Origin of the sequence: Pseudoxanthomonas sp., assembly GCF_002863005.1 — a bacterium.
Classification (GTDB): Bacteria; Pseudomonadota; Gammaproteobacteria; order Xanthomonadales; family Xanthomonadaceae; genus Pseudoxanthomonas_A.
Map to the genome: position 1 here is coordinate 178,385 of NZ_PKDG01000009.1, position 26,848 is coordinate 205,232.

At 68.3% G+C, this 26,848-nt stretch carries 21 protein-coding genes; 5 read left to right on the forward strand and 16 right to left on the reverse strand.

Annotated features, from left to right (window positions below):
* Positions 1-8: 8 nt before the first annotated feature.
* The gene (locus tag CYU89_RS03035; RefSeq protein WP_093489116.1) at positions 9-887 is read right to left on the reverse strand and encodes a LysR substrate-binding domain-containing protein; all 879 of its coding nucleotides are present in this window, start codon (positions 885-887) and stop codon (positions 9-11) included.
* A gap of 109 nt (positions 888-996) precedes the next feature.
* On the opposite strand from CYU89_RS03035, the gene CYU89_RS03040 reads away from it, so the two are divergent.
* A complete protein-coding gene (locus CYU89_RS03040; protein ID WP_296278739.1) occupies positions 997-1,221 on the forward strand; it encodes a hypothetical protein in 225 nt (74 codons plus the stop codon).
* A gap of 133 nt (positions 1,222-1,354) precedes the next feature.
* Here the strand turns inward: CYU89_RS03040 and CYU89_RS03045 are convergent, their stop codons facing one another.
* The 4 genes from CYU89_RS03045 to queF all read right to left on the reverse strand — a co-directional run bounded on the left by CYU89_RS03045 (position 1,355) and on the right by queF (position 5,899).
* A complete protein-coding gene (locus CYU89_RS03045) occupies positions 1,355-3,586 on the reverse strand; it encodes an NADP-dependent isocitrate dehydrogenase (RefSeq protein ID WP_296278740.1) in 2,232 nt (743 codons plus the stop codon).
* Positions 3,587-4,127: 541 nt separating this feature from the next.
* Complete coding sequence (locus tag CYU89_RS03050) at positions 4,128-4,607, reverse strand: hypothetical protein (RefSeq protein ID WP_296278741.1); 480 nt, start codon at positions 4,605-4,607, stop codon at positions 4,128-4,130.
* 35 nt (positions 4,608-4,642) lie between these two features.
* On the reverse strand, positions 4,643-4,963 hold the full coding sequence (locus CYU89_RS03055; protein WP_296278742.1) for a LysM peptidoglycan-binding domain-containing protein: 321 nt from the start codon (positions 4,961-4,963) through the stop codon (positions 4,643-4,645).
* A gap of 108 nt (positions 4,964-5,071) precedes the next feature.
* Positions 5,072-5,899, reverse strand: coding sequence for an NADPH-dependent 7-cyano-7-deazaguanine reductase QueF (gene queF / locus CYU89_RS03060; RefSeq protein ID WP_296278743.1), 828 nt, complete (start codon positions 5,897-5,899; stop codon positions 5,072-5,074).
* Between the two features lie 61 nt (positions 5,900-5,960).
* On the opposite strand from queF, the gene CYU89_RS03065 reads away from it, so the two are divergent.
* The 4 genes from CYU89_RS03065 (at position 5,961) to CYU89_RS03080 (ending at position 10,062) form a co-directional block, all read left to right on the forward strand.
* Complete coding sequence (locus tag CYU89_RS03065) at positions 5,961-6,383, forward strand: protease inhibitor I42 family protein (RefSeq protein WP_296278744.1); 423 nt, start codon at positions 5,961-5,963, stop codon at positions 6,381-6,383.
* A 103-nt stretch (positions 6,384-6,486) separates the two neighbouring features.
* Positions 6,487-7,767, forward strand: coding sequence for a lytic murein transglycosylase (locus CYU89_RS03070; protein ID WP_296278745.1), 1,281 nt, complete (start codon positions 6,487-6,489; stop codon positions 7,765-7,767).
* Positions 7,764-8,630: a D-hexose-6-phosphate mutarotase gene (locus CYU89_RS03075; RefSeq protein WP_296278746.1), complete on the forward strand. Its 867-nt coding sequence runs from the start codon at positions 7,764-7,766 to the stop codon at positions 8,628-8,630. The genes CYU89_RS03070 and CYU89_RS03075 overlap by 4 nt, the downstream gene beginning before the upstream one ends.
* Before the next feature lie 157 nt (positions 8,631-8,787).
* Entirely contained in the window at positions 8,788-10,062 is a 1,275-nt protein-coding gene (locus tag CYU89_RS03080; RefSeq protein ID WP_296278747.1) for a TCR/Tet family MFS transporter, read from the forward strand.
* Positions 10,063-10,114: 52 nt separating this feature from the next.
* Here CYU89_RS03080 and CYU89_RS03085 read toward each other — a convergent pair whose 3' ends face one another.
* From CYU89_RS03085 to CYU89_RS03135, 11 genes are all read right to left on the reverse strand, one after another.
* Complete coding sequence (locus tag CYU89_RS03085; protein ID WP_296278748.1) at positions 10,115-10,573, reverse strand: PepSY domain-containing protein; 459 nt, start codon at positions 10,571-10,573, stop codon at positions 10,115-10,117.
* 128 nt (positions 10,574-10,701) lie between these two features.
* Positions 10,702-11,877, reverse strand: coding sequence for a benzoate/H(+) symporter BenE family transporter (locus CYU89_RS03090; RefSeq protein ID WP_296278749.1), 1,176 nt, complete (start codon positions 11,875-11,877; stop codon positions 10,702-10,704).
* 114 nt (positions 11,878-11,991) lie between these two features.
* Complete coding sequence (locus CYU89_RS03095) at positions 11,992-12,879, reverse strand: methylglyoxal synthase (RefSeq protein ID WP_296278778.1); 888 nt, start codon at positions 12,877-12,879, stop codon at positions 11,992-11,994.
* Between the two features lie 118 nt (positions 12,880-12,997).
* Positions 12,998-14,443 (reverse strand): FAD-dependent oxidoreductase, encoded by a 1,446-nt coding sequence (locus tag CYU89_RS03100; RefSeq protein ID WP_296278750.1) that lies wholly within the window; start codon positions 14,441-14,443, stop codon positions 12,998-13,000.
* Positions 14,444-14,648: 205 nt separating this feature from the next.
* On the reverse strand, positions 14,649-19,121 hold the full coding sequence (gltB, locus tag CYU89_RS03105) for a glutamate synthase large subunit (protein ID WP_296278751.1): 4,473 nt from the start codon (positions 19,119-19,121) through the stop codon (positions 14,649-14,651).
* A 239-nt stretch (positions 19,122-19,360) separates the two neighbouring features.
* The gene (locus tag CYU89_RS03110; protein ID WP_296278752.1) at positions 19,361-19,726 is read right to left on the reverse strand and encodes an I78 family peptidase inhibitor; all 366 of its coding nucleotides are present in this window, start codon (positions 19,724-19,726) and stop codon (positions 19,361-19,363) included.
* Positions 19,727-19,784: 58 nt separating this feature from the next.
* Positions 19,785-21,611, reverse strand: coding sequence for a carboxypeptidase-like regulatory domain-containing protein (locus CYU89_RS03115; protein WP_296278753.1), 1,827 nt, complete (start codon positions 21,609-21,611; stop codon positions 19,785-19,787).
* The gene (locus tag CYU89_RS03120) at positions 21,608-23,776 is read right to left on the reverse strand and encodes a hypothetical protein (protein ID WP_296278754.1); all 2,169 of its coding nucleotides are present in this window, start codon (positions 23,774-23,776) and stop codon (positions 21,608-21,610) included. The genes CYU89_RS03115 and CYU89_RS03120 overlap by 4 nt, the downstream gene beginning before the upstream one ends.
* Positions 23,773-24,927 carry a BatA domain-containing protein gene (locus tag CYU89_RS03125; protein WP_296278755.1) on the reverse strand — a complete coding sequence of 385 codons (1,155 nt, stop codon included), beginning with the start codon at positions 24,925-24,927 and terminating at the stop codon, positions 23,773-23,775. Before CYU89_RS03125 ends, CYU89_RS03120 begins: the two co-directional genes overlap by 4 nt.
* On the reverse strand, positions 24,924-25,814 hold the full coding sequence (locus CYU89_RS03130) for a DUF58 domain-containing protein (protein WP_296278756.1): 891 nt from the start codon (positions 25,812-25,814) through the stop codon (positions 24,924-24,926). The genes CYU89_RS03125 and CYU89_RS03130 overlap by 4 nt, the downstream gene beginning before the upstream one ends.
* 10 nt (positions 25,815-25,824) lie before the next feature.
* Positions 25,825-26,817 (reverse strand): MoxR family ATPase, encoded by a 993-nt coding sequence (locus tag CYU89_RS03135; protein ID WP_296278757.1) that lies wholly within the window; start codon positions 26,815-26,817, stop codon positions 25,825-25,827.
* Between the last annotated feature and the right edge of the window lie 31 nt (positions 26,818-26,848).

Consider the following 26,848-nt stretch of genomic DNA (forward strand, 5'->3'; position numbering starts at 1 on the left):
CGCTGGAGTCATCGCTCCACTGCGATGCCGGCCTGCTCCAGCAGCCAGCTGCGCACCTTGCGGAAACCGGGGTGCGCCAGGCTGCGTTCCGGATACACCAAGTAGTGGGCGAAGTCGGCCTGCAGCCGTTTCTTCGTCAGCGTCACCAGCCGCCCGGCCTTCACCAGCGGCTCGGCCAGCGTCCAGCGCGCCAGTGCCACGCCCACGCCTTGCGCCGCCGCCTGGTGCAGTGTCTCGGTGTCGTCGAACTGCGCGACATAGCGCGCCGGCGGCTGCCCGCCGAAATGCTCGAACCAGTCTTTCCATCGATTGGCCGGATCGCCCAGCAACGGCAACTTCGCCATCTGGTCCGGTGCCGGCCGGCCGTGCTGTTTCAGCAAGGCGGGGCTGGCGACCGGGGTGATCCATTCGTGGAAGAGAAACTCCGCGTGCACGTTCGGCCAGCGTCCACCGCCGAGCCGCAGCGCCAGGTCCACCGGCTCGCGCTCGAAATCCACCACGTGCGTGCTCGATTGCAGATTGAGGCCGAGCTCCGGATGCTGGGCCAGGAACGCCGGCAGGCGCGGCACCAGCCAGGCCGTGGCCATCGAAGGGATCAGGCTCAGCGTCACCGTGTGGTCGTTGCGCAACGTGGCGCGCCGCAGCGCATGCTCGATGGTGTCCAGCGGCCCGGAGATGGCATCGAAGAGGCGTTGGCCTTCCGGCGTCATCTCCACGCCGCGAGGTCCGCGCGCCAGCAGCTTGTGGCCGAGCCGCTGCTCCAGCAGCCGCATGCGATGGCTCAACGCGCTGACGGTCAGGTGCATGGCCTCGGCGGCGCGGGTGAGGTTGCGCAGGCGCGCGGCCGTGACGAAGGCGTCCACCTGATCCAGCGGCAGTCGGCTCATCTTGAATCCACCTCAAGGCTGGCTTGCGGAGCTTTCGCTTTTTCGGGGCCGATCATGCGCCTACCTTGGGAGTCCTTCAAGCCGGACACCGGCGCCACGGAGCAGTCCCATGCAAACCGGAATCAGGAAGCAGTGGTGGCAGCAGCTGGGTGGAATGAGCCAGGGCATGCTGTTCCTGCAGGGTCATGTCGCCCACACCGACAGCCCGCCGCACGAACCCGCCCACCGGCACCATGTCCACGATGCGCCAGGCCTGGCCCGGCGTCGCGAAGCGGTGCAGCGGCTCGGCGCACGGCGGCTGCGTGCGATGACCTCGTTGTCGCTGTTCCGCTGAGCGCCCGCCAGCGTGGGAGCCCTTCACGTAGATCGAAGCTTCGCGCGCGGACAGCTGGCGAGTCTGTGTCCGCATGAAACACAACGCCCGGCACAGGGCCGGGCGCTGGATGCGGCGGAGAAAGCGATAGACCTCAGGCCGACAGCGTCGCCAGCGCGTCGTTGAAGGTCTTGCTGGGACGCATCGCGGCGGCGGTCTTGGCGATGTCGGGGTGGTAGTAGCCCCCGATGTCGAGCGCCTTGCCCTGCGCGCCGTTCAACTCGCCGAGGATGGCGGCTTCGTTATCGGCCAGCGCCTTCGCCAGCGGCGCGAACTTCGCCTTCAGTTCGGCATTCTCGTCCTGCGTGGCCAGCGCCTGCGCCCAGTACAGGGCCAGGTAGAAGTGGCTGCCGCGGTTGTCGAGCTCACCGACCTTGCGCGCGGGCGAGCGGTTCTCGTCGAGGATGCGGCCATTGGCGACGTCCAGCGCGTTGGCCAACACCTTGGCGGGCGTGTTGAGGTAACGCTGGCCCAGGTGCTCGAGCGATGCGGCCAGCGCGAGGAACTCGCCCAGCGAATCCCAGCGGAGGTAGTCCTCTTCCAGGAACTGCTGAACGTGCTTCGGCGCGGAACCGCCGGCGCCGGTCTCGAACAGGCCGCCACCGGCCATCAGCGGGACGATCGACAGCATCTTCGCGCTGGTGCCCAGCTCCATGATCGGGAACAGGTCGGTCAGGTAGTCGCGCAGCACGTTGCCCGTCACCGAGATGGTGTCCTCGCCCTTGCGGATGCGTTCCAGCGACACCTTCATCGCCTCGACCGGCGGCAGGATGCGGATATCGAGCGCGTCGGTGGTGTAGTCCTTGAGGTACTGCTCGACCTTGGCGATCACCTGCGCATCGTGCGCGCGGTCCTTGTCCAGCCAGAAGATCGCCGGCGTCTTGCTCAGGCGCGCGCGGCCGACGGCCAGCTTCACCCAGTCCTGGATCGGCGCGTCCTTGGTCTGGCACATGCGCCAGATGTCGCCGGCCTCGACCTTCATCTCGAACACGACCCGGCTGGCGTCGTCGGTGACGCGCACGCTGCCGTCGGTCGGGATCTGGAAGGTCTTGTCGTGGCTGCCGTATTCCTCGGCCTTCTGCGCCATCAGACCGACGTTGGGCACGCTGCCCATCGTGGCGGGATCGAAGGCGCCGTGCTTGCGGCAGTCGTCGAGCACCGCCTGGTAGATCCCCGCATAGCAGCGGTCCGGGATGACGGCCTTGGTGTCCTGCAGCTTGCCTTCGGCGTTCCACATCTTGCCCGAGTCGCGGATCATCGCCGGCATCGAGGCGTCGACAATCACGTCGCTCGGCACGTGCAGGTTGGTGATGCCCTTGTCGGAATTCACCATCGCTACGGCGGCGCCATCGGCGTAGACGGCCTGCAGGTCGGCCTTGATCGCGTCCTGCTGGTCGGCCGGCAGTGCGCCGAGGCGCGCGTAGAGGTCGCCGATGCCGTTGTTGGCATCGAAGCCGATCTGCTCCAGTACCGCAGCATGCTTCTCCAGCGCGGCCTTGTAGTACTCGTTGACGACCACGCCGAACATGATCGGGTCGGAGACCTTCATCATCGTGGCCTTGAGGTGCAGCGAGAACAGCACGTCCTGGGCCTTGGCGTCGGCGATCTCGGCAGCGACGAACGCGGCCAGCGCCTTGCGGCCCATCGAAGCGGCGTCGACGATCTCGCCGGCCTTCACCTTCACCTTGTCCTTGAGCACGGTGACCGTGCCGTCGGCGGCGACCAGTTCGATCTTCAGCGCGCCGTCGTTGGCCAACGTGGCCGACTGCTCGCTACCGAAGAAATCGCCGGCCGCCATATGGGCGACGTGCGATTTGGAATCCGCGCTCCACGCGCCCATGCGGTGCGGGTGCTTGCGGGCGAAGTTCTTCACCGACAGCGGCGCGCGGCGGTCCGAGTTGCCTTCGCGCAGCACCGGGTTCACCGCGCTGCCCTTGACCTTGTCGTAGCGCGCCTTGGCGTCCTTTTCCTTCTCGTCCTTCGGCTCGTCCGGGTAGTCCGGCAGCGGGTAGCCCTGGGCCTGCAGCTCCTTGATGGCGGCCTTCAGCTGCGGCACCGAGGCGCTGATGTTGGGCAGCTTGATGATGTTGGCTTCCGGCTGCGTCGCCAGCTGGCCCAGCTCGGCCAGGTCGTCGCTGATCTTCTGCGCGTCGGCCAGGTACTCGGGGAACTGCGACAGGATGCGGCCGGCCAGCGAGATGTCGCGGGTTTCCACGGCGATGCCGGCGGGGGCGGTGAACGCCTCGATGATCGGCAGCAGCGACTGGGTGGCGAGGAACGGGGCTTCGTCGGTGAGGGTGTAGATGATGCGGGGCGTATCCGACATGGGGATCAGGACTCTCGACAAGGGGCGATGGGGAAGTCAGCGCGCCATTGTCGCGTGTCGCCGCACGCAGGGCAAAACGAGGGGGTATGGTAACCTGCCAGTACCACGTCGGGCGTACCAGAAGGCGGACTTGGAGCATCAGTGTCCGCGGCATCCGCATAGAAGAACAGGCGTGGAGACATCCACGCCTGTTCATGCATCGGATGAGGCAGCAGTTCTGCTTATTTCAGACAGATGCCGGTCGTGATGCAGACCCATACCTTCAGAGCCCCGTTGCTTACGGGACTTACGAGCTCTTCAGTCGAATCTACTGTAGCGGTGACGTCCGAAAAGTCTGCTGCACCACCGGAAATCAGCGCCAATTCGGATTCATTCAATACTTTCATCGTCATTCCTTTGGTTAAGTCCCTCAGTGGGACGAATCAGCATCGCTGGCATCATCGCGCTTGGCAACTAACATTAGTGACAAAAAAAAGCGGGCGTGGATTCCTCCACGCCCGAGCTTGCCCCACACACGTGGGAGAGAGACTTGCCTTGCGGGTTACTTGACTTCGAACTCTGTCACGCCGGCCGACGTACCGTTGAGCGTGGCTTCGAACTTGTACTTGCCAGCCGGCAGTCCATCAGGCTTGGAGATGCTGAAGGTCGCCACGCCGGGGCCAGTGGTGTTGAGGGTCTTGGTTTCCTCGCTGACCGTCTGGCCATCCTGAAAGGTCCACTTGGACGCCAGCATCGCGCCATTGGCGGCACCATCGGTCGCCACGGATGCATAGATGGTGTCCTTCGGTGCAAACGTGGTCGCAGCGGTTGTTACTTTCTGTTCGGCGTCGACGGCATTACCCAGCGTCACGCCCGTCACCGACACGACCGCAGGCGCCGGCTCCATCGGCGCGGGAGCCGGGGCCGGCTCCACCACGGCAGGAGGCGCGGCGACTGGCTCTTCCTTCTTTTTGCAGCCCACCAGGGCTACGGTGCCGATCATGGCGGCGGCGAGGGCATAGGCGGTGCGATTCTGCTTCATGGATTCGGTTCCTTTTGAATGGAGATGTGGAGCGCTCAAGCGTCGCTCGGCTTGGGCGGAAGCTTGATGACCTGGCCTGGAAAGATGCGATCGGGATCGTCGATGACGTCGCGATTGGCTTCGAAGATCTGCTTCCAGGCATTGGCGCTGCCAAGATGTTCCTTCGCAATCTTGGACAGCGTATCGCCCTTCTCCACCGTGTAAGCGATCTCGGTGGCAGGCGTCACGTCTTCCACCTGACCAGATGCCGCGAATCCTTCCTTGACGTTTGAAAAGTCAGGCGCCTGCTTCACCTCACCCGAGGTAGCGAAACCTTCTTTCACGTTGGAGAAGTCGGCTTTCTTCTCTGTGCTCATTGCAACCACCCTTCCTGGCGGGCTGTGGGATGAGCAGAGCGTTGCACGTGCCTTGTTAAGAATCCATAGCGCGTGCGTGAAATCGCTTCTATTGTTAGCTGAGTGACGTTACTGCCGTTGATCGCGCTTCATGAGCGGGACATTCATGTCGGCCGTGGCGCGCCACGGATTGATGTCCAGGCCGCCGCGCCGGGTATAGCGCGCTTCCACCGACAACGACGTCGGCCGGCAATGGGCCAGCATATCGTGAAAAATCCGTTCGACGCACTGCTCATGGAACTCCGCGTGGTCGCGGAAGCTCACCAGGTAGCGCAGCAGTTCGATCCGGTCGATGCGCGGGCCGGCATAGCGGATCACGACCGTCGCCCAGTCGGGCTGGCCGGTGACGGGACAATTCGACTTCAGCAGTTCCGACGAAAGGAGTTCCTCGACCTCGGCTTCCGGATCGGCGGCAAGGAATTCGGCGCGCGGCGGTCCGTAATGGTCGATCTCCACGTCCAGCCCGTCGAGCGATTCGCCCTCGGGCATCTCGGCCATCGGCGGCAGGCCGAACACGACCTGCACGTCCGCGCCCGCGCGTGCAGACAGGTCGGTTGCAATGCGCTCGAGCACCGCAGCATCGCTGTTGAAGCGCGTGCTGTTGAGCGAGTTGAGATAGAGCTTGAGCGATTTGGATTCGATCAGGCACGGCGACGTGCACGGTACGGTCAGCGTGGCGGTCGCCACGCGCGGTTTGCCCCGGGCATCCAGCCAGCTCAACTCGTACGCATGCCAGCGATCGTGGCCGACGAACGGCAAGGTATCGGCGGCGATGCCGATCTCGTCGCGCGCGCCCTGGCGCGGGATCGGGAAGAGGAGGGTAGGGTCGTACTGCGCGGGATACGCGACCTCGCGACCCAGCGAGGAATTCTGGGGGGTGTTGTTCATGCTGGCCATTCTACGGACGGGCCCTAAAGCCGGGGTGTATAACGGCGGCCTCTCCCCGAGGAAGTTCCCCATGCGATCACTGCTGCTGCCCGGCCTGTGCGTGATGCTTGCCGCCTGCGCCAGCGGGACTGCCAGCGATGGCGGGCCACGTCCCACCCCGCCTGCGGACGATGGCCTGGTCCGTCCGCAAGGCAAGGACGCCGTCGTGATGCAGGTAGGCCAGGTGCTGGAGATTGCGCTGATGTCCAACGCGAGCACGGGGTACGCGTGGGAATTCACGTCCGACGGCGCGCCGGTGCTGTCGCGCACCACCGGTCCGGCCACGCCGCCGCCGATGGACACGCAGCCGCCCATGCCGGGTGCGTCCTCGATCGCGCGCTGGTGGTTCCGTGCGGACAAGGCAGGCGAGACCACGGTGCGGATGGTGTACCGGCGGTCGTGGGAGACCGTGCCGCCGGTGGAAGTGGTGGAACATCGGGTGATCGTGCGCTGATTCGTTGCTTCGGTCCTTGGTCTCCGCGCCGGCCCTGCGCGGCTTGGCTTCGATCTTCCCGCAAGGCAAAGTGACCGCTCCCCCGAAGGCCAGGGAGGCCGTCATGACTTCACCTGCATCCTTTCTCTGGTTGGCGCTGCTGGCGGCACTGCCGGCAGCAGCGCAGAACGCACCTGCCGCCTCCGCCCCCGGCGTGCCGCCGGTCGCCGTTCCCGTGGTCGACCCGGTCTTCGCCGCCTGCATGACCACGTTGCGCGGCGTCGCCGAGAAGCAGGGCATCGCGACGGCCACGTTCGACACGTACGCGAAGGATCTGGCCGCCGACATGAGCGTGCTGGACCTGCTGGATGCACAGCCGGAGTTCACCACGCCACTGTGGGATTACCTGGCGGCGCTGGTCGACGACCAGCGCGTGGCGGACGGGCGGGCAATGCTGGTGACGCATGCGGACCTGCTGGGTCGTGTCTCGCAGGCGTATGGCGTGGATCCCGCCACCGTGGTCGCGGTATGGGGCGTGGAGAGCGACTATGGGCGTGTGTTCGGGAAGCGACCGCTGCTGGTGTCGTTGTCCACGCTCTCGTGCTTCGGTCGCAGGCAGGCATTCTTCCGGGGCGAATTCCTGACCACGTTGAAGCTGCTGCAGTCCGGCGACGTACGGGTGGAAGGATTGACTGGCTCGTGGGCCGGCGCGTTCGGGCACACGCAGTTCATGCCGAGCACTTACGAACGCATCGCCGTCGATTTCGATAGCGACGGTCGCCGCGACCTGATCGACAGCATTCCCGACGCGCTCGCATCGACCGCGAACTACCTGGTGAAGTCGGGTTGGCGCACCGGTGAGTCGTGGGGCCACGAGGTGACGCTGCCTGCCGGCTTCGACCTCGCGCAGGCGGGGCGCACGAACCGGAAGCCCCTGGCCGCGTGGGTCACGCAAGGCATCTCGCGCGTCGACGGACAGCCGTTGCCCGCGGATGATCGCAACGCGGCCATTCTGGTGCCCACGGGCATCAACGGTCCCGCCTTCGTCGTGTTCAAGAACTACGACGCCATCTATTCCTACAACGCGGCCGAAAGCTATGCACTGGCCATCGCGCTGCTGGCGGATCGCCTGCGTGGCGGCACGGGGCTGGTGACGGCCTGGCCGACGGACGATCCCGGCCTGGGTCGGCCGCAGCGTCGCGAACTGCAGACGCTGCTGCTCGCGCGAGGCCACGCGATCGGCACGGCAGACGGCATGATCGGCACGCAGACGCGGCGCGCGATCCTCGTCGAACAGCAGCGCCTGGGCCTGCAGCCCGCGGACGGCCGGGCCGGTGCGAAAATACTCGCCGCGCTGAAGGCGGAAGGGCCGCCCGTCGCGCCACCGGAGCCGCGAAAGCCGTGAGTGCATTACCCGAAGGCGTGACCCAGGAACGTTGGCAGGACATCGACGTGCTGCGGGTGGAAACCCCGATGTCCCTTGCTCGCATCAGTCTGCACGGCGGGCAGGTGCTGTCGTTCGCGCCGACGGGATTCGACGACCTGCTCTGGGTGTCGCCGACCACGGCCATGCCGCCGAAGGCGATCCGCGGCGGCGTGCCGGTGTGCTGGCCCTACTTCGGCCGGCAGGGACAACCCGACGATGCACCCCAGCACGGTCATGCACGTGTATCGCGCTGGCCGCTGACGGACGTGCGGCGCGAGGCCGATGGCAGCGTCGTGCTCAAGCTCGCGTTGCCGCTGCGGGATGGCGTGCCGCTCGAGCTGATCCAGACCGTGCATGTCGGTCGCGACCTCCGGCAGAGCCTGGACACCCTGCATCGCGGTGAGGCGCCGGTCGTGCTGACCCAGGCGCTCCACACGTATTTCCGTGTGGCCGACGCGGCACAGGTGCGCGTCACGGGCTTCGACGGCCTGCGCTATGCGGACAAGTACGACGGCGCCACGCACGCGCAAGCCGGCGACTGGACGCTGCACGACCCACGCGACCCGGGCCGCAGCGACCGGATCTATACCGGCACCGGCCATCGATTCGACCTCATCGATCCTGCCGGCCGCCGCCGCATCCGGCTGGACACCTTCGGCAGTCGTTCGCTGGTGGTCTGGAACCCGGGCGACGCTGGTGCGGCCACCATCGCGGACATGCCCGGCGACGGCTGGCGGACCTTCGTCTGTCTGGAAGCCGCGAATGCCGCCGAAGACGCGATCGAACTGGAACCCGGCCAGCGCCATCGGCTGAGCCACGTGATCTCCGCAGCACCGTTGTAGGAGCGACGTCAGTCGCGACCGCACGTCCTACGCCGTCACGTCCTTCTTGGTCAGCGCGGTTTCTCGGACTCGACGGTTTTTTTGCGACGTGCGGGCTTTGCCGTCGCGACTGACGTCGCTCCCACAGGGGGACCACAAGGCGCGACATGCCCTACACTTGCGCACCTTTTCGCCGGTCCGCTCCGTGAACGCCGAAGCTCCCGCACACGCCGGCCGCCGCGCCGCCCTGATCTTCATCTTCGTCACGGTGCTGATCGACATCCTGTCGTTCGGCGTGATCATCCCGGTGTTGCCGGATCTGGTGAAGCAGTTCACCGGTGGGGATGCGGCGCGCGCTGCGATCTGGGTGGGTATCTTCGGCACGGTGTTCTATGCCATCCAGTTCATCAGCTCGCCGGTGCAGGGCGCGCTGTCCGACCGATTCGGACGCCGGCCGGTGATCCTTCTCTCGTGCCTGGGCCTGGGTGCCGACTTCGTATTGATGGCGGTCGCCGGCACCCTGCCGCTGCTCCTGCTGGCGCGAGTCTTCTCGGGTGTGTTCTCGGCGAGCTTCACGACGGCGAATGCTTACATCGCCGACGTCACCCCGCCGGAGCGGCGCGCACAGGCCTTCGGCATGATCGGCGCGGCGTTCGGCGTAGGGTTCGTCATTGGTCCCCTGATCGGTGGTGCGCTGGGGGACATCGATCTGCGTCTTCCGTTCTGGTTCTCCGCAGGGTTGGCGATGTTGAACTTCCTCTACGGTTGGTTCGTGCTTCCCGAATCGCTTGCGCCGGAAAAGCGGACCAGCCGCATCGATTGGAAGCACGCGAACCCCTTCGGTTCGTTGGTATTGCTCAAGCGCTATCCGCAGGTGCTCGGCCTGGTCGCCGTCGTCTTCATCGCGAACCTCGCGCACTTCGTCTATCCCAGCGTATTCGTGTTGTTCGCCGGCTACCGCTTCCAATGGGGTCCGAAGGAGGTCGGCTGGGTGTTGGCAGCGGTGGGCGTCCTGAGCGTCATCGTGAACGCCCTGCTGATCGGTCGCGTGGTGAAAAGACTTGGCGAGCGCAGGACACTATTGCTTGGCCTGGCATGCGGTGCGCTCGGTTTCGTCGTTTACGGGTGGGCACCAGTCGGTACCGCCTTCCTGCTCGGATTGCCCATCAGTGCGCTATGGGCGCTGGCCACGCCCGCGACACAGTCGTTGATCACGCGTGAAGTGGATGAGCGCGAGCAGGGGCGCATGCAGGGCGCGCTGATGAGCCTCGCAAGCCTGGCGGGCGTCATCGGCCCGATGATGTTCGCGGGGACGTTCGCGCTGTTCATCGGAAAATCCGCGCCCGCCCATGTCCCTGGCGCCCCGTGGTTTCTTGCTGCGATCCTGCTGTTCTGCGGCATGCTGGTGGGATGGCGATTTGCGCGTCCCAGGCCGCAGGCGCCGATGGCATGAAAGAAGGCCGCCCTTGGGGCGGCCTTCGTCGTTGCGCGCGAAGCGAGCTGGATTAATCGTTTTCGACGTGGATGATCTCGCCGGTGTTGGCGGCCAGGTGGATCTCGACGTCGTTGCCATCGGCACGCTCGGCCTCGGCCTTCCAGACGCCGTCGTCGAAGTCGACGTCATGCACCTTGGAATAGCCGGCAGCGGCCAGCTTCGCCTTGACGTCGTTCTCGCTGAGGTTGGACACCAGCTTCTCGGCCACGATGTCGCCGCTGGCCGGATTGATGCGCACGTCGACGCGGTCGCCGTTGGCGCTGGTCGCATCGGTTTCCCACTGGCCGTCCTCGAAGTCGAGATCATCGATGTTGGTGTAGCCCTTCTCGGTGAGCAGCGAGCGGACCTGCGGCTCCTTCAACGCGTCCTTGCCGGCAGTCGGCGAAGGCGCCTGCGCGAACGCAGCGCCCGACAGCGCGGCAAGCGCGGCGAGCGTCAACAAGCGATGGCGGTAACGGATGGTCTGCATGGAAATCTCCTATGGGATGGCGTGGACCGAATCGTGCCCACGCCTGCATCACCCACAGGTGAATCCGTGCCGTTGAAAATGAACACTCCACGCCGCTTTCACCCTCATGAGCGGAATGCGAACGAGGCTCAGGTGCGGCGCAATACCAGCAGCGTCACCACGCCCGCGAGCAGGCCCCAGAACGCGGAACCGACGCCCGCGAGCGACAAGCCCGATGCCGTCACGAGGAAGGTCACCAGCGCGGGCTCGCGCTCCGCTTCCTCGCGCAATGCGGCGGCCAGGCTGTTGCCGATGGTGCCCAGCAATGCGATGCCGGCGATGGCGAGGATCAGTTCCTTCGGAAAGGCGGCGAACAAGGCCGCCACCGTCGCGCCGAACAGACCGACGAGCACGTAGAACACGCCAGCCGCGATGGCCGCGACGTAACGACGCGCAGCATCTTCATGCGCTTCGCGGCCCATGCAGATCGCCGCAGTGATCGCCGCCAGGTTGAGCGCAAACGCACCGAACGGCGCCAGCACCAGGTTGACCACGCCGGTCCAACCGACGACAGGCGAAATCGGAATCGGATATCCGGATGCGCGGATCACCGCCACGCCGGGGACGTTCTGCGAGGCCATCGTCACGATGAACAAGGGCAAGGCGATACCGACGACCGCCGCGAACGAGAACGTCGGCGTGGTGAAGATCGGTTTCGCCAGTTGCAACGACAGGCCGTCGATGCGCAGCAAGCCGAGCGCGCCGGCGATCGCGATGCCGACCAGCAACGTCAGGATCACCGCGTAGCGGGGCAGCAGACGGCGGGCGAGCAGGTAGACCGCGAACATCGTCAGCACCATGCCCAGTTGCGTCTTCATGGACGCGAACGCGTCGATGCCGAAGCGCAGCAGCACACCGGCCAGCATGCCGGACGCCAGCGATACCGGGATGCGGCTGATCATCCGTTCGAAGAAGCCCGAGAATCCGCACACGGCGATAAGCAACGCCGACAGCAGGAACGCGCCGATCGCATCCGACAGCGGCAGCCCGGCGACGCTGCTGATCAGCATGGCCGCGCCGGGCGTGGACCACGCCGTCACCACCGGCATCCGGTAACGCAACGACAGGCCGATGCATGTCAGGCCCATGCCCAGGCCGAGCGCCCACATCCATGAGGAGATCTCTTCCGGCGAGGCGCCCAGCGACTGCGCCGCCTGGAACACGATCACGGCCGAACTGGCGAAACCGACCAGCACGGTGACGAAGCCGGCCACGATGGCGGACAGCGAGAGATCCTTCAGCAGGTGGCGGGGTGGAGATTCCATGGAGCCGTAATTCATGTGGGAGCGACGTGAGTCGCGAACGCTTTCTCAGCCAACTCCGATGGGCATTTCATTGTGTAAAAAGGATGGCGACGATCCGCCGCGCGTTTTCGCGACTTACGTCGCTCCCACAACAGCCGACTGGCGCTTTCCGACGGCCTCGCACCATCGCTTTGCCACCGCCAGCGACGTGGTGCACACCGCTTCGTCGGTCACCGTGGTCACGGCGCGCTCCAGCAACTGGATGTCGGCTTCGTGCTGGCGCGCCACATGCGGATCCTCGAAGAAGATCACGCGTTGGCAGCGATGCTCCAGCACGCGGTCGGCGATCTGCGCGTCGCCACCGAGCGGACCGCTCTGGAAACGCTCCACCCAGGGCACGTCCTGCGGCCACCCGCGGCTCCACGCCAGTTCGTTGAGGCGCAGGCCGGTGGTCCCGGTCGCCATGCGGTGCGCGAAACGGGACAGCACGTCGAAGTGCGCGTCGGCGAACGCGAGCATCTGCGGTTTCATCGCATCGTGCGCGATCAGGGCCAGCGTCTGCGATTCCAGCGCATGGAAGCGATCCGCGCCATGGTCGGGAGCGAAGCCGGCATGGATGCGTTCCATCTCGATCCAGTCGCGCGCGGAGGCGACCGTCGACAGGAACGGCTTGCCGTGGATCACGCACTGGCGCTTCAGTGCGGTAGCTTCAGGGAAGATCGAGGACGGATCGACAGGATCGATGAAGTAGATCGCACCATCGAGGCTGCGTTCGGCGCCTTCCAGCCCGACGACTTCCGCCACCAGTTTCATCAGTCCGCCATCGCGGCCGTACGGATACCGCTTGAGCCCGTCGTAGCCGCGCAGCATGCCGGCGGCGGCGATCGCATCATGCGTGCGTCCCACCGCATGCAGCGCGAGTTGCAGGTCGCGGATGCCCGGTTCGCAGGCCCGCAGCCAGCGGAACAGCGCCGCGTCCTCGGTATGGTGGTGCAGGCGGTTGGCAGCCAGGCCCAGGCGCATCGTCGAGGTCACGAGAAGAGAGCCGCGAGTCTAGCGTAGGGCGGGCCCTGGCCCGCCACCGCTGTCGTCGTGCGTCAGCGCGTGTCCACGAGACGCGGCAACGCGCACCGTGCGCACCCTATGCAAGCAGCAGCGTCGCGATGCTGCCCGCCGCGTCGCGTCCCTCGGCGACCGCGGTGACCACCAGGTCGGCGCCGCGCACGGCGTCGCCGCCGGCGAACAGCTTCGGATGCGTGGTCTGGAACGGCAGGCGATCGCCGCCGCCGGCGACGATGCGTCCGTTCGGCGTGCCTTCCACGCCGACGTCGGCCAACCACGCCGGCACGGTCGGCGAGAAACCGAACGCGATGATCACCACGTCCGCTTCCAGCACCGATTCGCTGCCTTCGACCGGCACCGCGTTCTGGCGGCCGCGTTCGTCCGGCTCGCCGAGCTTCGTTTCGACCACCTGCACGCCGGCCACCGTGCCGTCGTCGCCGGCCACGATGCCGAGCGGCTGGCGATTAAACAGGAAGCGCACGCCTTCCTCGCGGGCGTTGGCGACTTCACGGGCGGAGCCGGGCATGTTGGCCTCGTCGCGGCGGTAGGCGCAGGTCACCTTCGCGGCACCCAGACGGATCGCGCTGCGTACGCAGTCCATGCCGGTATCGCCGCCGCCGAGCACGACCACGCGCTTGCCCTGCAGGTCCGGCAGCTGCAGCTTGTCTTCCCAACCGGCGATCGCGCGGCCCCAGGGATCGTTGCCGCTCACGATGCGGCCGTTCTGCACCAGGAAGGGCAGGGCCGGCAGCACGCCGTCCAGGTCCTGGCCGGGCAGGCCGCCGTCGGTATAGCGGTAGGCGCCGGTGCCGAGGAAGACCGCGTCGTACTCTTCCAGCAGCTGCGCGAGCGTCAGGTCGCGGCCGATTTCCACGCCCAGGCGGAATTCCACGCCCATGCCTTCCAGCACCTCGCGGCGCTGCGCGATGACGCTCTTGTCGAGCTTGAAGCTGGGGATGCCGAACTGCAGCAGGCCGCCGATCTGTTCGTAGCGGTCGTAGACCACGGCCTGGATGCCGGCGCGCGCCAGGCGGTCGGCGCAGCCCAGGCCCGCCGGTCCCGCGCCGATGACCGCGACGCGCTTGCCGGTCGGCTGCACGTCGCTCAGGTCCGGCCGCCAGCCATTGGCCAGCGCGGTGTCGACGATGTACTTCTCCACCGCGCCGATGGTGACCGCGCCGAATTCCTCCAGCGTGCAGCTGCCCTCGCAGAGGCGGTCCTGCGGGCACACGCGGCCGCAGACTTCCGGCAGCGGGTTGGTGGAGTGGCACAGCGCGGCGGCTTCCTCGATGCGGTTCTCCTGCACCAGCTGCAGCCACTGCGGGATCGCGTTGTGCACGGGGCACTTCCAGCTGCAGTAGGGATTGCCGCAGTCGAGGCAACGGCCTGCCTGGTACTGCGCTTCCTCCTTGCCGAACTTGCCGTACAGCTCGCCCCAGTCGCCGGACGTGCGCAACTCCAGCGGGATGCGTTGCGGCATCGTCCGCGGCAGGTCGAGGAACTGGAATACCTGCTTCTTGCTCATGAGGACAGTACCTGCTTTCCCTCTCCCTTGATGGGAGAGGGTGGCCGAAGGCCGGGAGAGGGTGAGCCGGAGACCGTTGCGGCGAAGCGCCACGTCCGCGCATCGAGTGCACGGACGCAACGGCATGCGTCGCTGCGCTCGCGCCCCCTCTCCTGCCCTGCGGGCATCCTCCCCCGCGAGGGGGGAGGAGAAAGGCGGAGCGCGCTCATGCTGCGCGCCTCAAGGTCTCATTCAACGAGTCGATGCTCGCGGCCTTCGGCTTTACCAGCCAGAACTTGCCCACGTAGTCGCGGAACTCGTCGAGGATCTGCTGCGCCCAGATGCTGCCGGTCAGTTCGCGATGGCGGCTGATCAGCGTGTGCAGGTGCTGGCGATGGCTCTCGAAGCCTTCCGGGCTGATGCGGTGGATGTCGATCAGTTCGTGGTTGTAGCGGTCGACGAAATCGCGATCCAGGTCGAGCACGTAGGCCAGGCCACCGGTGAAGCCGGCGCCGAAGTTCAGACCCACCTTGCCCAGCACCAGCACGATGCCGTCGGTCATGTACTCGCAGCAGTGGTCGCCGGCGCCCTCGATCACCGCCAGCGCGCCGGAATTGCGCACGCCGAAGCGTTCGCCCGCGCGGCCGGCGGCGAACAGTTCGCCGCCCGTCGCGCCGTACAGGCAGGTGTTGCCGATGATGGGCGTGTTGCGTGCCTCGAAGCGCGCGCCGCGCGGCGGGCGTACCACCAGCCGGCCGCCGGCCATGCCCTTGCCCACGTAGTCGTTGGCTTCGCCTTCCAGCTCCATCTGCAGGCCGCCGGCGTTGAACGCGCCGAAGCTCTGCCCCGCGGTGCCGCGGAAGCGCAGGTTGAGCGGTGCGTCGGCCATGCCCTGGTTGCCGTGCTGGCGCGCGATGGCGCCGGACAGGCGGGTGCCGATGCTGCGGTCGGTGTTGTGGATCAGGAAGCGATGGTCGCCGCCGCTCTTCTTGCGAATCGGTTCGGCGAGCAAACCATCGAGCTGCGTGGCCAGGCTGTCCGGCGATTCGTACAGGCGTTGCGCCGCGCAGCTGCTGCTGTCGAACTGTGCACCCTTCAGCAGGCGCGACAGGTCGACATTCACGCCTTCGCGCGGCGACACGTCCAGCTGCTGCAGCAGGTCGGTGCGGCCGACGATCTCGTCGAGCGAACGCGCGCCCAGGTACGACAGCCACTGCCGCACTTCCTCGGACAGCAGGCGGAAGAAGTTCTCCACGCGCTCGGGCAGGCCGGTGAAGTACTGCGTGCGCAGGCGCTCGTCCTGCGTGGCCACGCCGGTGGCGCAGTTGTTGAGGTGGCAGATGCGCAGGTACTTGCAGCCGAGCACGATCATCGGGCCGGTGCCGAAGCCGAAGCTGTCGGCGCCGAGCAGCGCGGCCTTGACCACGTCCAGGCCGGTCTTCAGGCCGCCGTCGGTCTGCAGCACGGTGCGGTCGCGCAGCTGGTTCACCACCAGCGCGTGGTGCGCTTCGGCCACGCCGAGTTCCCAAGGCACGCCGGCATACCGGATCGAGCTCACCGGGCTGGCGCCGGTGCCGCCGTCATGGCCGGAGATGGTGATCAGGTCCGCGCCGGCCTTCACCACGCCGGCGGCGATCGTGCCCACGCCCGCATGGCTGACCAGCTTCACCGAGACCAGGGCGGTCGGGTTGATCTGCTTGAGGTCGTAGATCAGCTGCGCGAGGTCTTCGATCGAATAGATGTCGTGGTGCGGCGGCGGCGAGATCAGGCCGATGCCGGGCTTGGCGTAGCGCAGGCGCGCGATCAGCTCGTTGACCTTGTGGCCCGGCAGCTGGCCGCCTTCGCCGGGCTTGGCGCCCTGCGCGACCTTGATCTGCAGCACTTCGGCATTGACCAGGTACTCCGGCGTCACGCCGAAGCGGCCGGACGCGACCTGCTTGATCTTGCTGCGCTTCTCGGTGCCATAGCGCGCGGGGTCTTCGCCGCCTTCACCGGAGTTGCTGCGGCCGCCGAGGCGGTTCATCGCGATCGCAAGCGCTTCGTGCGCCTCGGGCGACAGCGCACCCAACGAGATCGCCGCGGTGTCGAAACGGCGCAGTAGGTCGGATGCGTCGGCCACCTCGTCCAGCGGCGTCGGTGTGTCGGCTTTCTTTAACTGCAAGAGGTCGCGCAGTGCCGACGGCGGGCGCGAGTTCACGGCGTCGGCGTAGGCCTGCCAGTCGCGGGCGTCGCCGGTGCGCGTCGCGCGCTGCAGCGTCATCACCACGTCCGGGTTGTACATGTGGTACTCGCCGCCGTGCACGTACTTCAGCAGGCCGCCGACTTCCGGTGATTCACGGTCGTTCCACGCACGCGCATCGAGCTGGCGCGCCTCCAGGTCGAGGCGTTCGAACCCCACGCCGCCGATCCGCGACGGCGTCTCGGCGAAGCACAGGTCGACGACGTCCGGGTCCAGGCCGACGATTTCGAACAGCTGCGCGCCGCGGTAGCTGCTGATGGTGCAGATGCCCATCTTCGAAATGATCTTCGACAGGCCCTTGTAGATGCCCTTGCGGTAGCTGCGGCCGATCTGCGCCTGCTCGCCGCCCTTCTTGATCTGCAGGATGCCGCGCCGGCCCAGGTCGAACAGCGTCTGGTAGGCCAGGTACGGATACACCGCGGTGGCGCCCACGCCGATCAGGCAGGCCATGTGGTGCGGATCGCGTGCGGTGCCGGTCTCGACGATCAGATTGGCGTCGCAGCGCAGGCCCACGCGGCATAGGTGGTGGTGCACGGCGCCGGTGGCGAGCAGCGCATGCGCCATCGGCCGGCCCGGCTGCGGGTAACGGTCCGACAGCAGCAGCATGACGTCGCCATCGCGCGCCGCCTGTTCGGCCTCGCGGCAGATCCGCTCCAGGCCGGCCTTCAGGCCTTCCTCATGCGAATAGGACAGGTCGATCAGGCGGTTCTTCTCGACGTACTGCGGCATCTTCAGCAACTGCCGCAGCTTGCGCTGGCTCAGCACCGGCGAATTGAGGATGACGTGGTTCACCGTCTCCGGGCCGGCGTGGAAGATGTTGGTCTCCCGGCCCAGCTGGGTGGTCAGCGACATCACGCAGTCTTCGCGCAGCGGATCGATCGGCGGGTTGGTGACCTGCGCGAACGCCTGGCGGAAGTAGTCGTACAGCGGCCGCGTCTGCCGGCTGAGCACGGCCATCGGGGTGTCGTCGCCCATCGAGCCGGTGGCTTCCTGCTCGGTCTCGGCGAGCGGGCGCAGCACCTGCTCCACTTCCTCGGTCGAGAGCTGGAACAGCTTGTGGTAGCCGCGCAGCGTGCGCTCGTCGAAGGGTTCCTCGACCAGCGACGGATCGATCAGCTCGGTCTGCAGGTAGGTCACGCCCTGGTGCAGCCACTGCTTGTACGGCGCGCGGCCACGGTTGATGCGGTCCACCGCTTCGCTGTCGAGCAGGTCGCCGCGGCGCAGGTCGATGGCCATCATCTCGCCCGGGCCGAGCTTGCCCTTGCGGGTGACGCGTTCGGCCGGCACTTCCCACACGCCGGCTTCGCTGGCGACGATGAAGTGGCGGTCGCTGGTCAGCATCCAGCGCGCGGGGCGCAGGCCGTTGCGGTCCAGCGTGCACGCGGCGTAGCGCGCATCCATCGAGACGATGCCCGCGGGGCCGTCCCACGGTTCGGTGTTGAGACCGTAGAACTCGTAGAACGCGGCGAGGTCGGCGTCCTTGAACTCCAGCGACTGCGTCGCCGGCGGCACCAGGATGCGCAGCGCCTGGATCAGCTCCATGCCCCCGGCGACCAGCAACTCCAGCATGTTGTCCAGGCTCTGCGAATCGGAGCCGTGCATCGAGATGACCGGGTCGAATTCGCCGATGTCGAAGCGCGGCGTCTTCCACACCTTGGTGCGCGCCTGCGCCCAGCGGCGGTTGCCCTCGATGGTGTTGATCTCGCCGTTGTGCGCCAGCAGCCGGAACGGATGCGCCAGCGGCCAGCGCGGCAGCGTGTTGGTGGAGAAGCGCTGGTGGAATACCACCGCGCTGCTGGCCAGATCGCTGCGCTGCAGGTCCGGGAAGAAGGTCGACAGCTTGTCCGGCAACACCATGCCCTTGTAGCCGATCGCATGCGGCGACAGCGTGACCACGTAGAAGTCGGGCACGGACGCGCGCAGCTGCTGTTCGGCCCGGCGGCGCGCGAGGAACAGCGCCAGCGCGAAGGCTTCGTCCTTCTGCCCTTCCTCTGCCTGGGCGTAGAGCTGCTCGATGCGCGGCAGGGTGTCCTTGGCCAACTGGCCGCAGACCGCGTCGTTGGTGGGCGGCACGCGCCAGCCCTTCACCGCCACGCCGGTGCGGAACAGTTCGGCTTCGAGCGCGGCGCGGCATTGCGCGGCCTGCACCTCGTCGTGCGGCAGGAACACCAGGCCGGCGGCGAAGCGCACGCCCAATGCGATGCCGGATTCGGCGGCGAGCGCGCGGAGGAATGCCTCCGGTTTGCGGATCAGCAGGCCGCAGCCGTCGCCGGTGAGACCGTCGGCGGCCACGCCACCACGATGGGTCATGCGCGAGAGCGCAGCGATCGCAGTGTCGACCAGCGCACGCGAGGGCTGGTCGTCGAGCTGCGCGATCATGCCGAAGCCGCAGGCGTCGCGTTCGTCGTTCGGGTCGTAGAGACCCTGTTCAAAGCCGCCTTGGCGATTGCGAGGGGCCATGTCTTGCCTCAAACCGGAGTGACGGCGACACCGTGCCCTGCCCACGCAGCGGCACTTCGAAATGTCACCGGAAATCCGACTAGACCATAGATGTTGCGACGCCGCAACAACACCTATGGCGCACCACCTGTTGGTTGCAAAGGCAACTTTTCACGGGGCAAAACCGTGTCCGCCGGACAACAAAAAACCGCCCGCGTCGCCGCGGGCGGTTCGTCGTCCGATGGACGTGGCGCGAAGCGTCAGCCGCAGTTGACCGAGGTCGCCGCGCCCTTCTCGTCGAGGATGATGTTCAGGCGGTTCGGATTGAAGTCCATCGTCGCGGCGTCGCCCGGCTTCAGCGCGCGCACGGCGTCGGACTTGCTGTCGGCCTTGGCCTGTTCGATGTCGGCCTCGCTCGCGGTCTTGCCGATGATCCACTGCGCCTGGGTGTCGTCGCAGCTGCCGGCGAGTTCGGCCGGCGCGGGCTCGGCAGCGGGCGGGGTGGCCGCTTCGCTGGCCGCAGCCTGGGACTGCTCGGCGGCGGCGGTCTGTTCGTCGGCTTCGGGCGAAGAGCAGGCGGCCAGCGAGAGGGTCAACAGCAGGGCGGGAATCGCCGTTCGGATCATGCGTAACTCCGGAGGGTGAGATGGAAGGAAGGATTGCGCACCGGACATTCGAGAGTCGTTAACCGGCCGGCGCGCGCCTGCGTTCGAGCCACCATAGCAGCGCGCTGACGGAAAGCCAGGCGAGGAACCACGGCCAGGCGGGCCCGCGAACGCCTTCCATGGTCGATGGCGATGCCACCACTGCGCTCGCGGCGCCTGAGCGCGAGCGTGTCTGCGCCTGGAGCTCGGCGCGGTGCAGCGACGGCGCATCGTCTTCGGCGCGGACGAAGAACGGCGCCGCGGCGTCGCCCACCCTCAGCTGATGCCAGCCCGCGCTTCGCGGCCAGAAGCCTGCGCAGCGCGCGCTGCCGGAGGCGGGATCACGCACTACCTGCGTCGTGATGCCGTCGGGTGCGACGATCCGTGCGTCGTCTGCGATGCCGCACAGCGCCATGCGCTCGCCCACGCGCGCGCCGTGGGGCGTCGTGGCAATGGCCTGCGTGCCCGCGCGCGCCAGCGTGGCAAACGCCTGCGACCACAGCGCGGCATGCACGTCGGCGTGGCCCGCCAGCACCAGCGTGTAGGTATCGGCCGGCGTCCACACGCCGACCCGGCCGCGGCCCATCGCGTGCCACCACGCGGCCGGTGCGCCAGCGGCGTCCCGCAACAGTGCGACATCGTCACCCGCAGGCATCCGCACCGCCCGCCGCGTGAGGACGGGCAGGCCGCCCGGCACGGCGTCGGCATCCACCGGCAGGTCTGCCGTGCCCGCGCCGCGTGGTGCGCGCCAGGCGTCGTCGTCCGGCGCGGGACGGGACAGGCGGAACTCGGACTCGTCGTTGCCGACGGCCGGCACGCCCAGCAGGCGTTGCACGGGCGGCGAGATCGGTCCGTCGGCGCGCACCAGCACGCCCAGTCCGTCGCGCACGGCCGCGCCGAGCGCCGCACGTTGCGCTTCGCCGAGTCCCGCGGCACTGCGCGCATCCAGCACCAGCAGGTCGAAACGGCGCAGCGTCTCGGCGTTCATCGGCAACGGCGCGTCGCCGAGCTGCATGCCTCCGCCGAGGCTGACCTGCATGTGGAGCGGGATGCTTACGTCGGTCGCCCAGCGACGCAGGTACTTGCCCTCGGCATTGGGCGCACCGGCGAGCACCCACACGCGGGGTGGCGTCGAGGGCTGCGTCCAGACCGGCAGCGACGCGGCATCGGCCACGCTACCGCGCGCTTCCCGCACCTCTACCCGGAACAGCGCCGGCCCGGGCAGGCGGGCGACACCGGTGAGGCGGAAGCGACCCTGCTCGTCCACCGGCGCGGCATCGACGCGCTGGCCTGCGGGGTCGAACAGCACCACCGTCGCCTTCGGCAAGTCGTTCACGCGACCGCTGGCGATGAAGGTGTCGCCCGGCGCCACGACACCCACCGGCGCGAGTTCGACGACACCGCGCGGCAAGGCGGTAGGCGAATACATGACGCGCCGGTCGCCGAGCGCATCGCGGTCGCGGGCTTCCAGTCCATCACCGACGACGTGCAGCGTCCCCACGTCCGGATGCCGGCGCAGCGCAGTGCCCAGGTCCGGCACGCGCTCGCTGCCGTCGGAGGCCGCGGCCTCCGGCAGGGCGACGCGGGTCTGGCCCTGCAGCGCCACGGGCAGGGCAACTTGCCCGGCGTTCGCGGTCATCACCACCAGCGTGCCGGGGGTCGATGCCTGCCGCGGCGGCAGCAGGGTGAAGTAGAGCAGCAGCGCGCAGACGGGTTGCAGCGCGCACAGCAGCAGGAAGCGGGTACGGGAGCCGCGCACATCCGTGGAAGCACCACGACGCCGCGCGATCAGGCGCGCCCACGCGAGCAGCACGCCGAGCGCGAGCAGGCCGGCCAGCAGCCAGGGCAGGAGCGCGGGCAGGGTCATCGCGCGGGCTCCTGCTGGAGGGCATCGAGATAGCGGCGGCCGGCATCGTCCGGCGCGGCCCGACGTTGCACCTGTGCGGGCGGTTGCGGCGACGCCGACCACAGCAGCGCACGCAGCCGCGCACGGCAGGGCGCGCACGCCGGATCGCCGCGCACTTCATCGATGGCCGCGAACAGGTCCAGCGCATCCGGCACGCGTGCCTCGTTCGTGCGCAGCCAGGTGTGCAGCGCGTCCAGGTCCGCGCCATCCGCCGGCGCACGATCGTTGGCCAGGGCACGCCATGCGCGAGCGGGGGCTGCGTCGACGTCGTCGGGCATCGGGGCGAGCGGGCCGAGCGCGCGTGAGCCGATGCCCTTGCGATCGCCGCCCATCCGGCGCGTCTCGTCTATCGGCGGCAGCTCCGGTCCCACGCGGGCCAGGTAGATGCGTGTCGCCTGTTGCACCTGCTTGATGTACTCCAGCGCCTTGTACGCGAACGGCAGTGCGCGGTCCGGCTGCCCCTGGCGCAGATGCAGTTCCGATTGCCACATCTGGTCCAGCGCCTTCTTCAGCGTGGCGCGCGTGTCGGGGTCGAGCAGCGTCGCGGCTTCCGCGTGGTCGTGCGTGTGGCCGTAGGCCTCCAGCACGTCGGCCTCGCGGCCGAAGCCGGCGCCGCTCGCCGATGTCGCATGGTCGTGATCGTCCTGCGCGGCGGTCGGGGTTCCGGCGTGATCGTGTCCGTCGTCGTCCGCGTGGTCGTCATCGGTGTCGCTGGTCGGCGGCGGTTGCGGCTCGCCTTCGGCTTCCTCGCCGAGGAACTGGCCGTAGCGCAGGCGCAGGATGCGCTGGTCCACGCCGATCGCATCCGAGCGCGTGACGAACGTGTCCGCCGCCAGGCCGCGTTTCTGCTTCTGCAGCGCTTCGGCGTCGATGATGATCTGGCGCTGGCTGCGGAAGTAGGCCGGCATCACTTTCTTCACCAGTCCTTCCAAGCCGGTGCTTTCCTCGCCCAGGTCCGCCGGCCAGCGCAGGATCAGGCCGGGGCTCTGCGCGGTCTGCGGCGTCGGCGCGCGCGTGTCGCGCACGGTGAGCTGTGCGATCAGGTCGTCGCCCACGGCCATGCCGAGCGCCTTCAGGTCCAGCGAGGCGGCGAACCGGCGCGCGGTCGCGGGGCCGGTGCCGTGCAGCGTCATCGCCTGTTCCTTGAACGCGATGTTCTCGCCGCTGCCTTGCGCGAGCGTCAGCTTCAGCGTGGCGGCCGCGGCCACGCCGTAGTCGTCGCGCGCTTCGAAGGCGAGCGCCCAGCGCGTCTGTCCGACTGCCACCAGGCTGAGGCCGCGGTCGGGCGCGAGCACCTTCACCTGCGGCGCGCGATCGGGAATGGCATCCAGCCGCCGGAGTTTGGACGGCGGTTGCGCCTCGGTGCCGGCGGCCACCACGCGATACAGCGTGGATTTCGCGAGGCCATGCGTCGCTCGCCAGGTGTCGCCGTCGCGCTGCAGCGCGATGCGCTGGCCGTCGTGGAAGACGAGATCGGCGCGGGTCGGTTGCGGTTCGAAACGCAGCGTCCAGGCCAGTCGCGAGCCAACGGGGGCTTTCGCATCGAGCGTGGCTTCGTCGCGCGCCGACTGGCCCGTGTAGGGCGGCGGCGCGACGTTCAAGCGTTGGCCGACCAGGCGCGGGACGCCGGGAATGACCGGTGTTTCCTCATCCGCAGGCGCGAGCGCGCTGGCCATCGGTGCGCGCGCCGGCCACAGCGCCGACACGGCGATCACCACGCCAGCCACCAGCCACATCGCCACGATGCGCGGCCATGGCCACGGCGTGCGCAGGTCCGGTGCCGGCTGGCTGCGTAGTCGCTCGCGGACGCGCGCTTGCTGCAGCTGTTGCAGCGGCGTCAGCGAAGCGGGTGGTGCCAGCAGCAGATCGCTGCTGTCGTCGAGGTCCTTGCGGCGTGCATCCAGCTGGCGCACCAGCCAGGCGGTGTCGAACGCGCGTGCGCGTCGCCAGGCCAGCGCGGCGAGTACCGCGATCCCGCCCAGCGCGACGGCCACGGCGAGCATGGGCGATGCGAAGCGCCACAATACACCGGCGAGCGCGACGGGAATCGGTGCTCCCAACACCAGTTGGCCGAGCGTCGCATGGCGACGGACCTGGGCGAGGCGGTCGAAGGCCGACAACGTCATGGCGCCACGCTCCGCGTGCGCCCCGTGGCCATCCAGCGTTCCGCCAGCACCAACAACGCGATCAGCAGCGCGAGCCAGGGTTGCAGATCGCGTGGTGCGACCGGATAGGCCGCGCCACCGTGCGTCGGCGCGTAATCCGTCGCGAGCACGCGCGTGGGTGCGGCAGCGGGACCGTCGAACAGGGCGCGCAGCCGGCGCGGGAAATCGGCGTCGAGCAGCGCCGGCATCGCGTCGGGCCGCAGCGCGCGGGTGAAGCGCATCACCCGGCCCTGGCCGAGCACGGCGCTTTCGACCAGGGGCGCACCTTCGGCGTCGCGCCAGGCCGTCGACGACATCGCAATGCCGTCCACTGTCGTTTCATGGGCGAGCAACGCGATGCCGCCGGCCGAGATCCATTGCATGACCGGCGCGGGCACCGGTCCCGGCGCCAGCCACACCAGCGGCTGCGACGGCGGAGGCAATGGCGCGTCGGTGGTCCCGATCTGCACGGCCGTCGCGCTGTTCGGCTGCCACGCCCGCGCGGCGGCGCGCAGGTAGCGCAGCGCATGTTCGTCGCCTATTGGGTGGCGGATCGCCCATGCAGGCGATGGCGAGGACTTCGCCGACGATGCCGGCATCGCGCCGTCGACGACCTTCCAGGTCACCGCACGCGACAGCGCGGGCCTCTCGGCATCCGCGCCCTGCAAGGTTGCAGGCAAGATCACGGTCAACGCGACGCCGGGAGGCAGTTCGGCGTCGAGTTGCCGCAGCAGGCTGCCGATGGCGGGCGTGCCGGCAGGCATCGGCGCATCCAGCGACGGGAAGCCCGGCGCCAGCCAGTGCAGCCGCATGCGCGCATCGGAGGTCGTACGTGCGAAGCCAGCATCCACGCCGGGCACGGCGACCGTCCACGGCCGCGTGTCGTCCAGGCCCGACAGCATCGGCCGGGCCAGCCACAGCGCGAGCAATGCGAGCAGCAGCAGGCGCAGCAACAGCAACGGCCATTCGTCGAAGCGGATGCGGTGGCGCGGCTTCGGTTTCTGCCGCAGCCAGCGCAGTGCGGCGAAGTCGGTCGGCGTCTGCTCGTGCCGACGTGCGAGGTGCAGCAGCAACGGCAGCAGCAGCGCCGCGAACGCGGCCAGGCCGGCCGGCAGCAGGAACGCCAGGCTCATGCGTACTCCGCCGCGTCGCGTGCACCGAACAGCCGGCGCAGCGGCAGGTCCAGCGGCTGGTCGGTGTAGTGGCGGGCGTGGCGGATGCCGGCCGCATCCAGGCGGGCGTCCAGCACGCGCTGTGCCTCGCCGAAGCGCTGCAGGTAGTCGGCCCGCAGGGCTGCGGCATCGCCCAGCAATTCCTCGCCGGTTTCCGGATCGCGGAAGCGATGGCCGCCGGTATAGGCGAAGTCGCGCTCGTCGGCGGTGAGCAGCTGGATGGCCAGCACTTCGCGCCGCGCGGCGGCGAGCCGCTCCACCAGCGCCGGCATGGCTTCGTCGAACCAGTCGCTGAGCACCACCACCAGATCGCCGGCACCGATCCGTTCGAACACCGGTCCCAACCGTTCCTGCGCAGGGAACGCACCGTCCGCACGCAGGCCGTGCAAGGCGAGCAGCAGCTGGTCGCGCTGGCGCGCGCCATTGCCGGGCGCCACCAGACGCACGCCATCGCCGTGCAGCACGAGCAGGCCGAAGCGGTCGCCCTGGCGCAGCGCCAGTTCGGCGACGCACGCCACGAGGCTGCGCGCGGCGTCGAAGCGCGTGCCGCGCGCGCCATCGCGCTGCGCCATCGAGGCGGTCGCGTCGAGCACGATCCACACCGTCAGCGGACTCTCGCGCTCGGCTTCGCGCACGAAGAAGCGGTCCGAGCGCGCGTACAGCTTCCAGTCGATCTGGCGCAGCTCGTCGCCGGGCTCGTAGGCGCGGTACTGCGCGAACTCCAAGCCGGCGCCGCGGCTGCGGCTGTGGTGCACGCCGATCCCCTGCGCACCGACTGCACGGCGCGCGGTCAGCCGCAGGTCCTTCAACCGGCTGCGGACGTCGGCGGGGATCAGGTCGTGCGCCATGGGCGGTCGATCAGGCGGCGAGCGGCACGCCGCGCAGCAGCGCGGCGATCACGTCGTCCGCGCTGACCTGTTCGGCCTCGGCGGCGAACGACAGCAGCAGGCGGTGGCGCATCACCGGCTTCGCCAGCGCGACGATATCCTCGCGCGTCGCCGCCAGGCGGCCGTGCAGCAAGGCGCGGGCCTTCGCGGCCAGCACCAACGACTGGCCGGCGCGCGGACCGGCGCCCCAGCGCACGTACTTGCGGATCTCCTCCGGCACGCCATCACCGGGACGGCTGGCGCGCACGAGCTTTGTGATCCAGCGCAGAAGGTCCTCGCTGACATGCACGTCGCGCACATGCTTCTGCAGCGCGAGCACGGCCTCGCCTTCCATCACGCGCGGTACCGCGCCGCCGGCACGGCCGGTGGTCTGCGCGAGGATGTCGTGTTCTTCCTGCTCGGTGGGGTAGTCCACGCGGATGTGCAGCAGGAATCGGTCCAGCTGCGCTTCCGGCAGCGGATAGGTGCCGGCCTGTTCAAGCGGATTCTGCGTGGCCAGCACGAAGAACGGCGAAGGCAGCGCATGCGTGGTACCGGCGTAGCTGACCGTGCGTTCCTGCATCGCCTCCAGCAGCGCGGCCTGGGTCTTCGGCGGCGTTCGGTTGAGTTCGTCGGCGAGCAGCAGGTTGGTGAAGATCGGGCCGGGCTGGAAACGGAAATGGCGATGGCCCGTGCCGTGGTCTTCCTCCAGGAGTTCGGTGCCGAGGATGTCGCTGGGCATCAGGTCCGGGGTGAACTGCACGCGGCGGAACTGCAGGTGCAGGGCCTCGCCCAGCGAGCGCACCAGCAGCGTCTTGCCAAGGCCGGGCACGCCTTCGAGCAGGCAATGGCCGCCGGCGAGCAGGCCGATCAGCAACTGCTCCACCACGTCCTGCTGGCCCACGATGGCCTGGCCGATGGCGGCGCGGAGTTCGCCCAGCGTGGCGAGTTGCCGCTGGAGGTCGGATTCGGTGATGGATGCCATGGGGATTCCGTCGTTTCAGAATGTCCGGAGC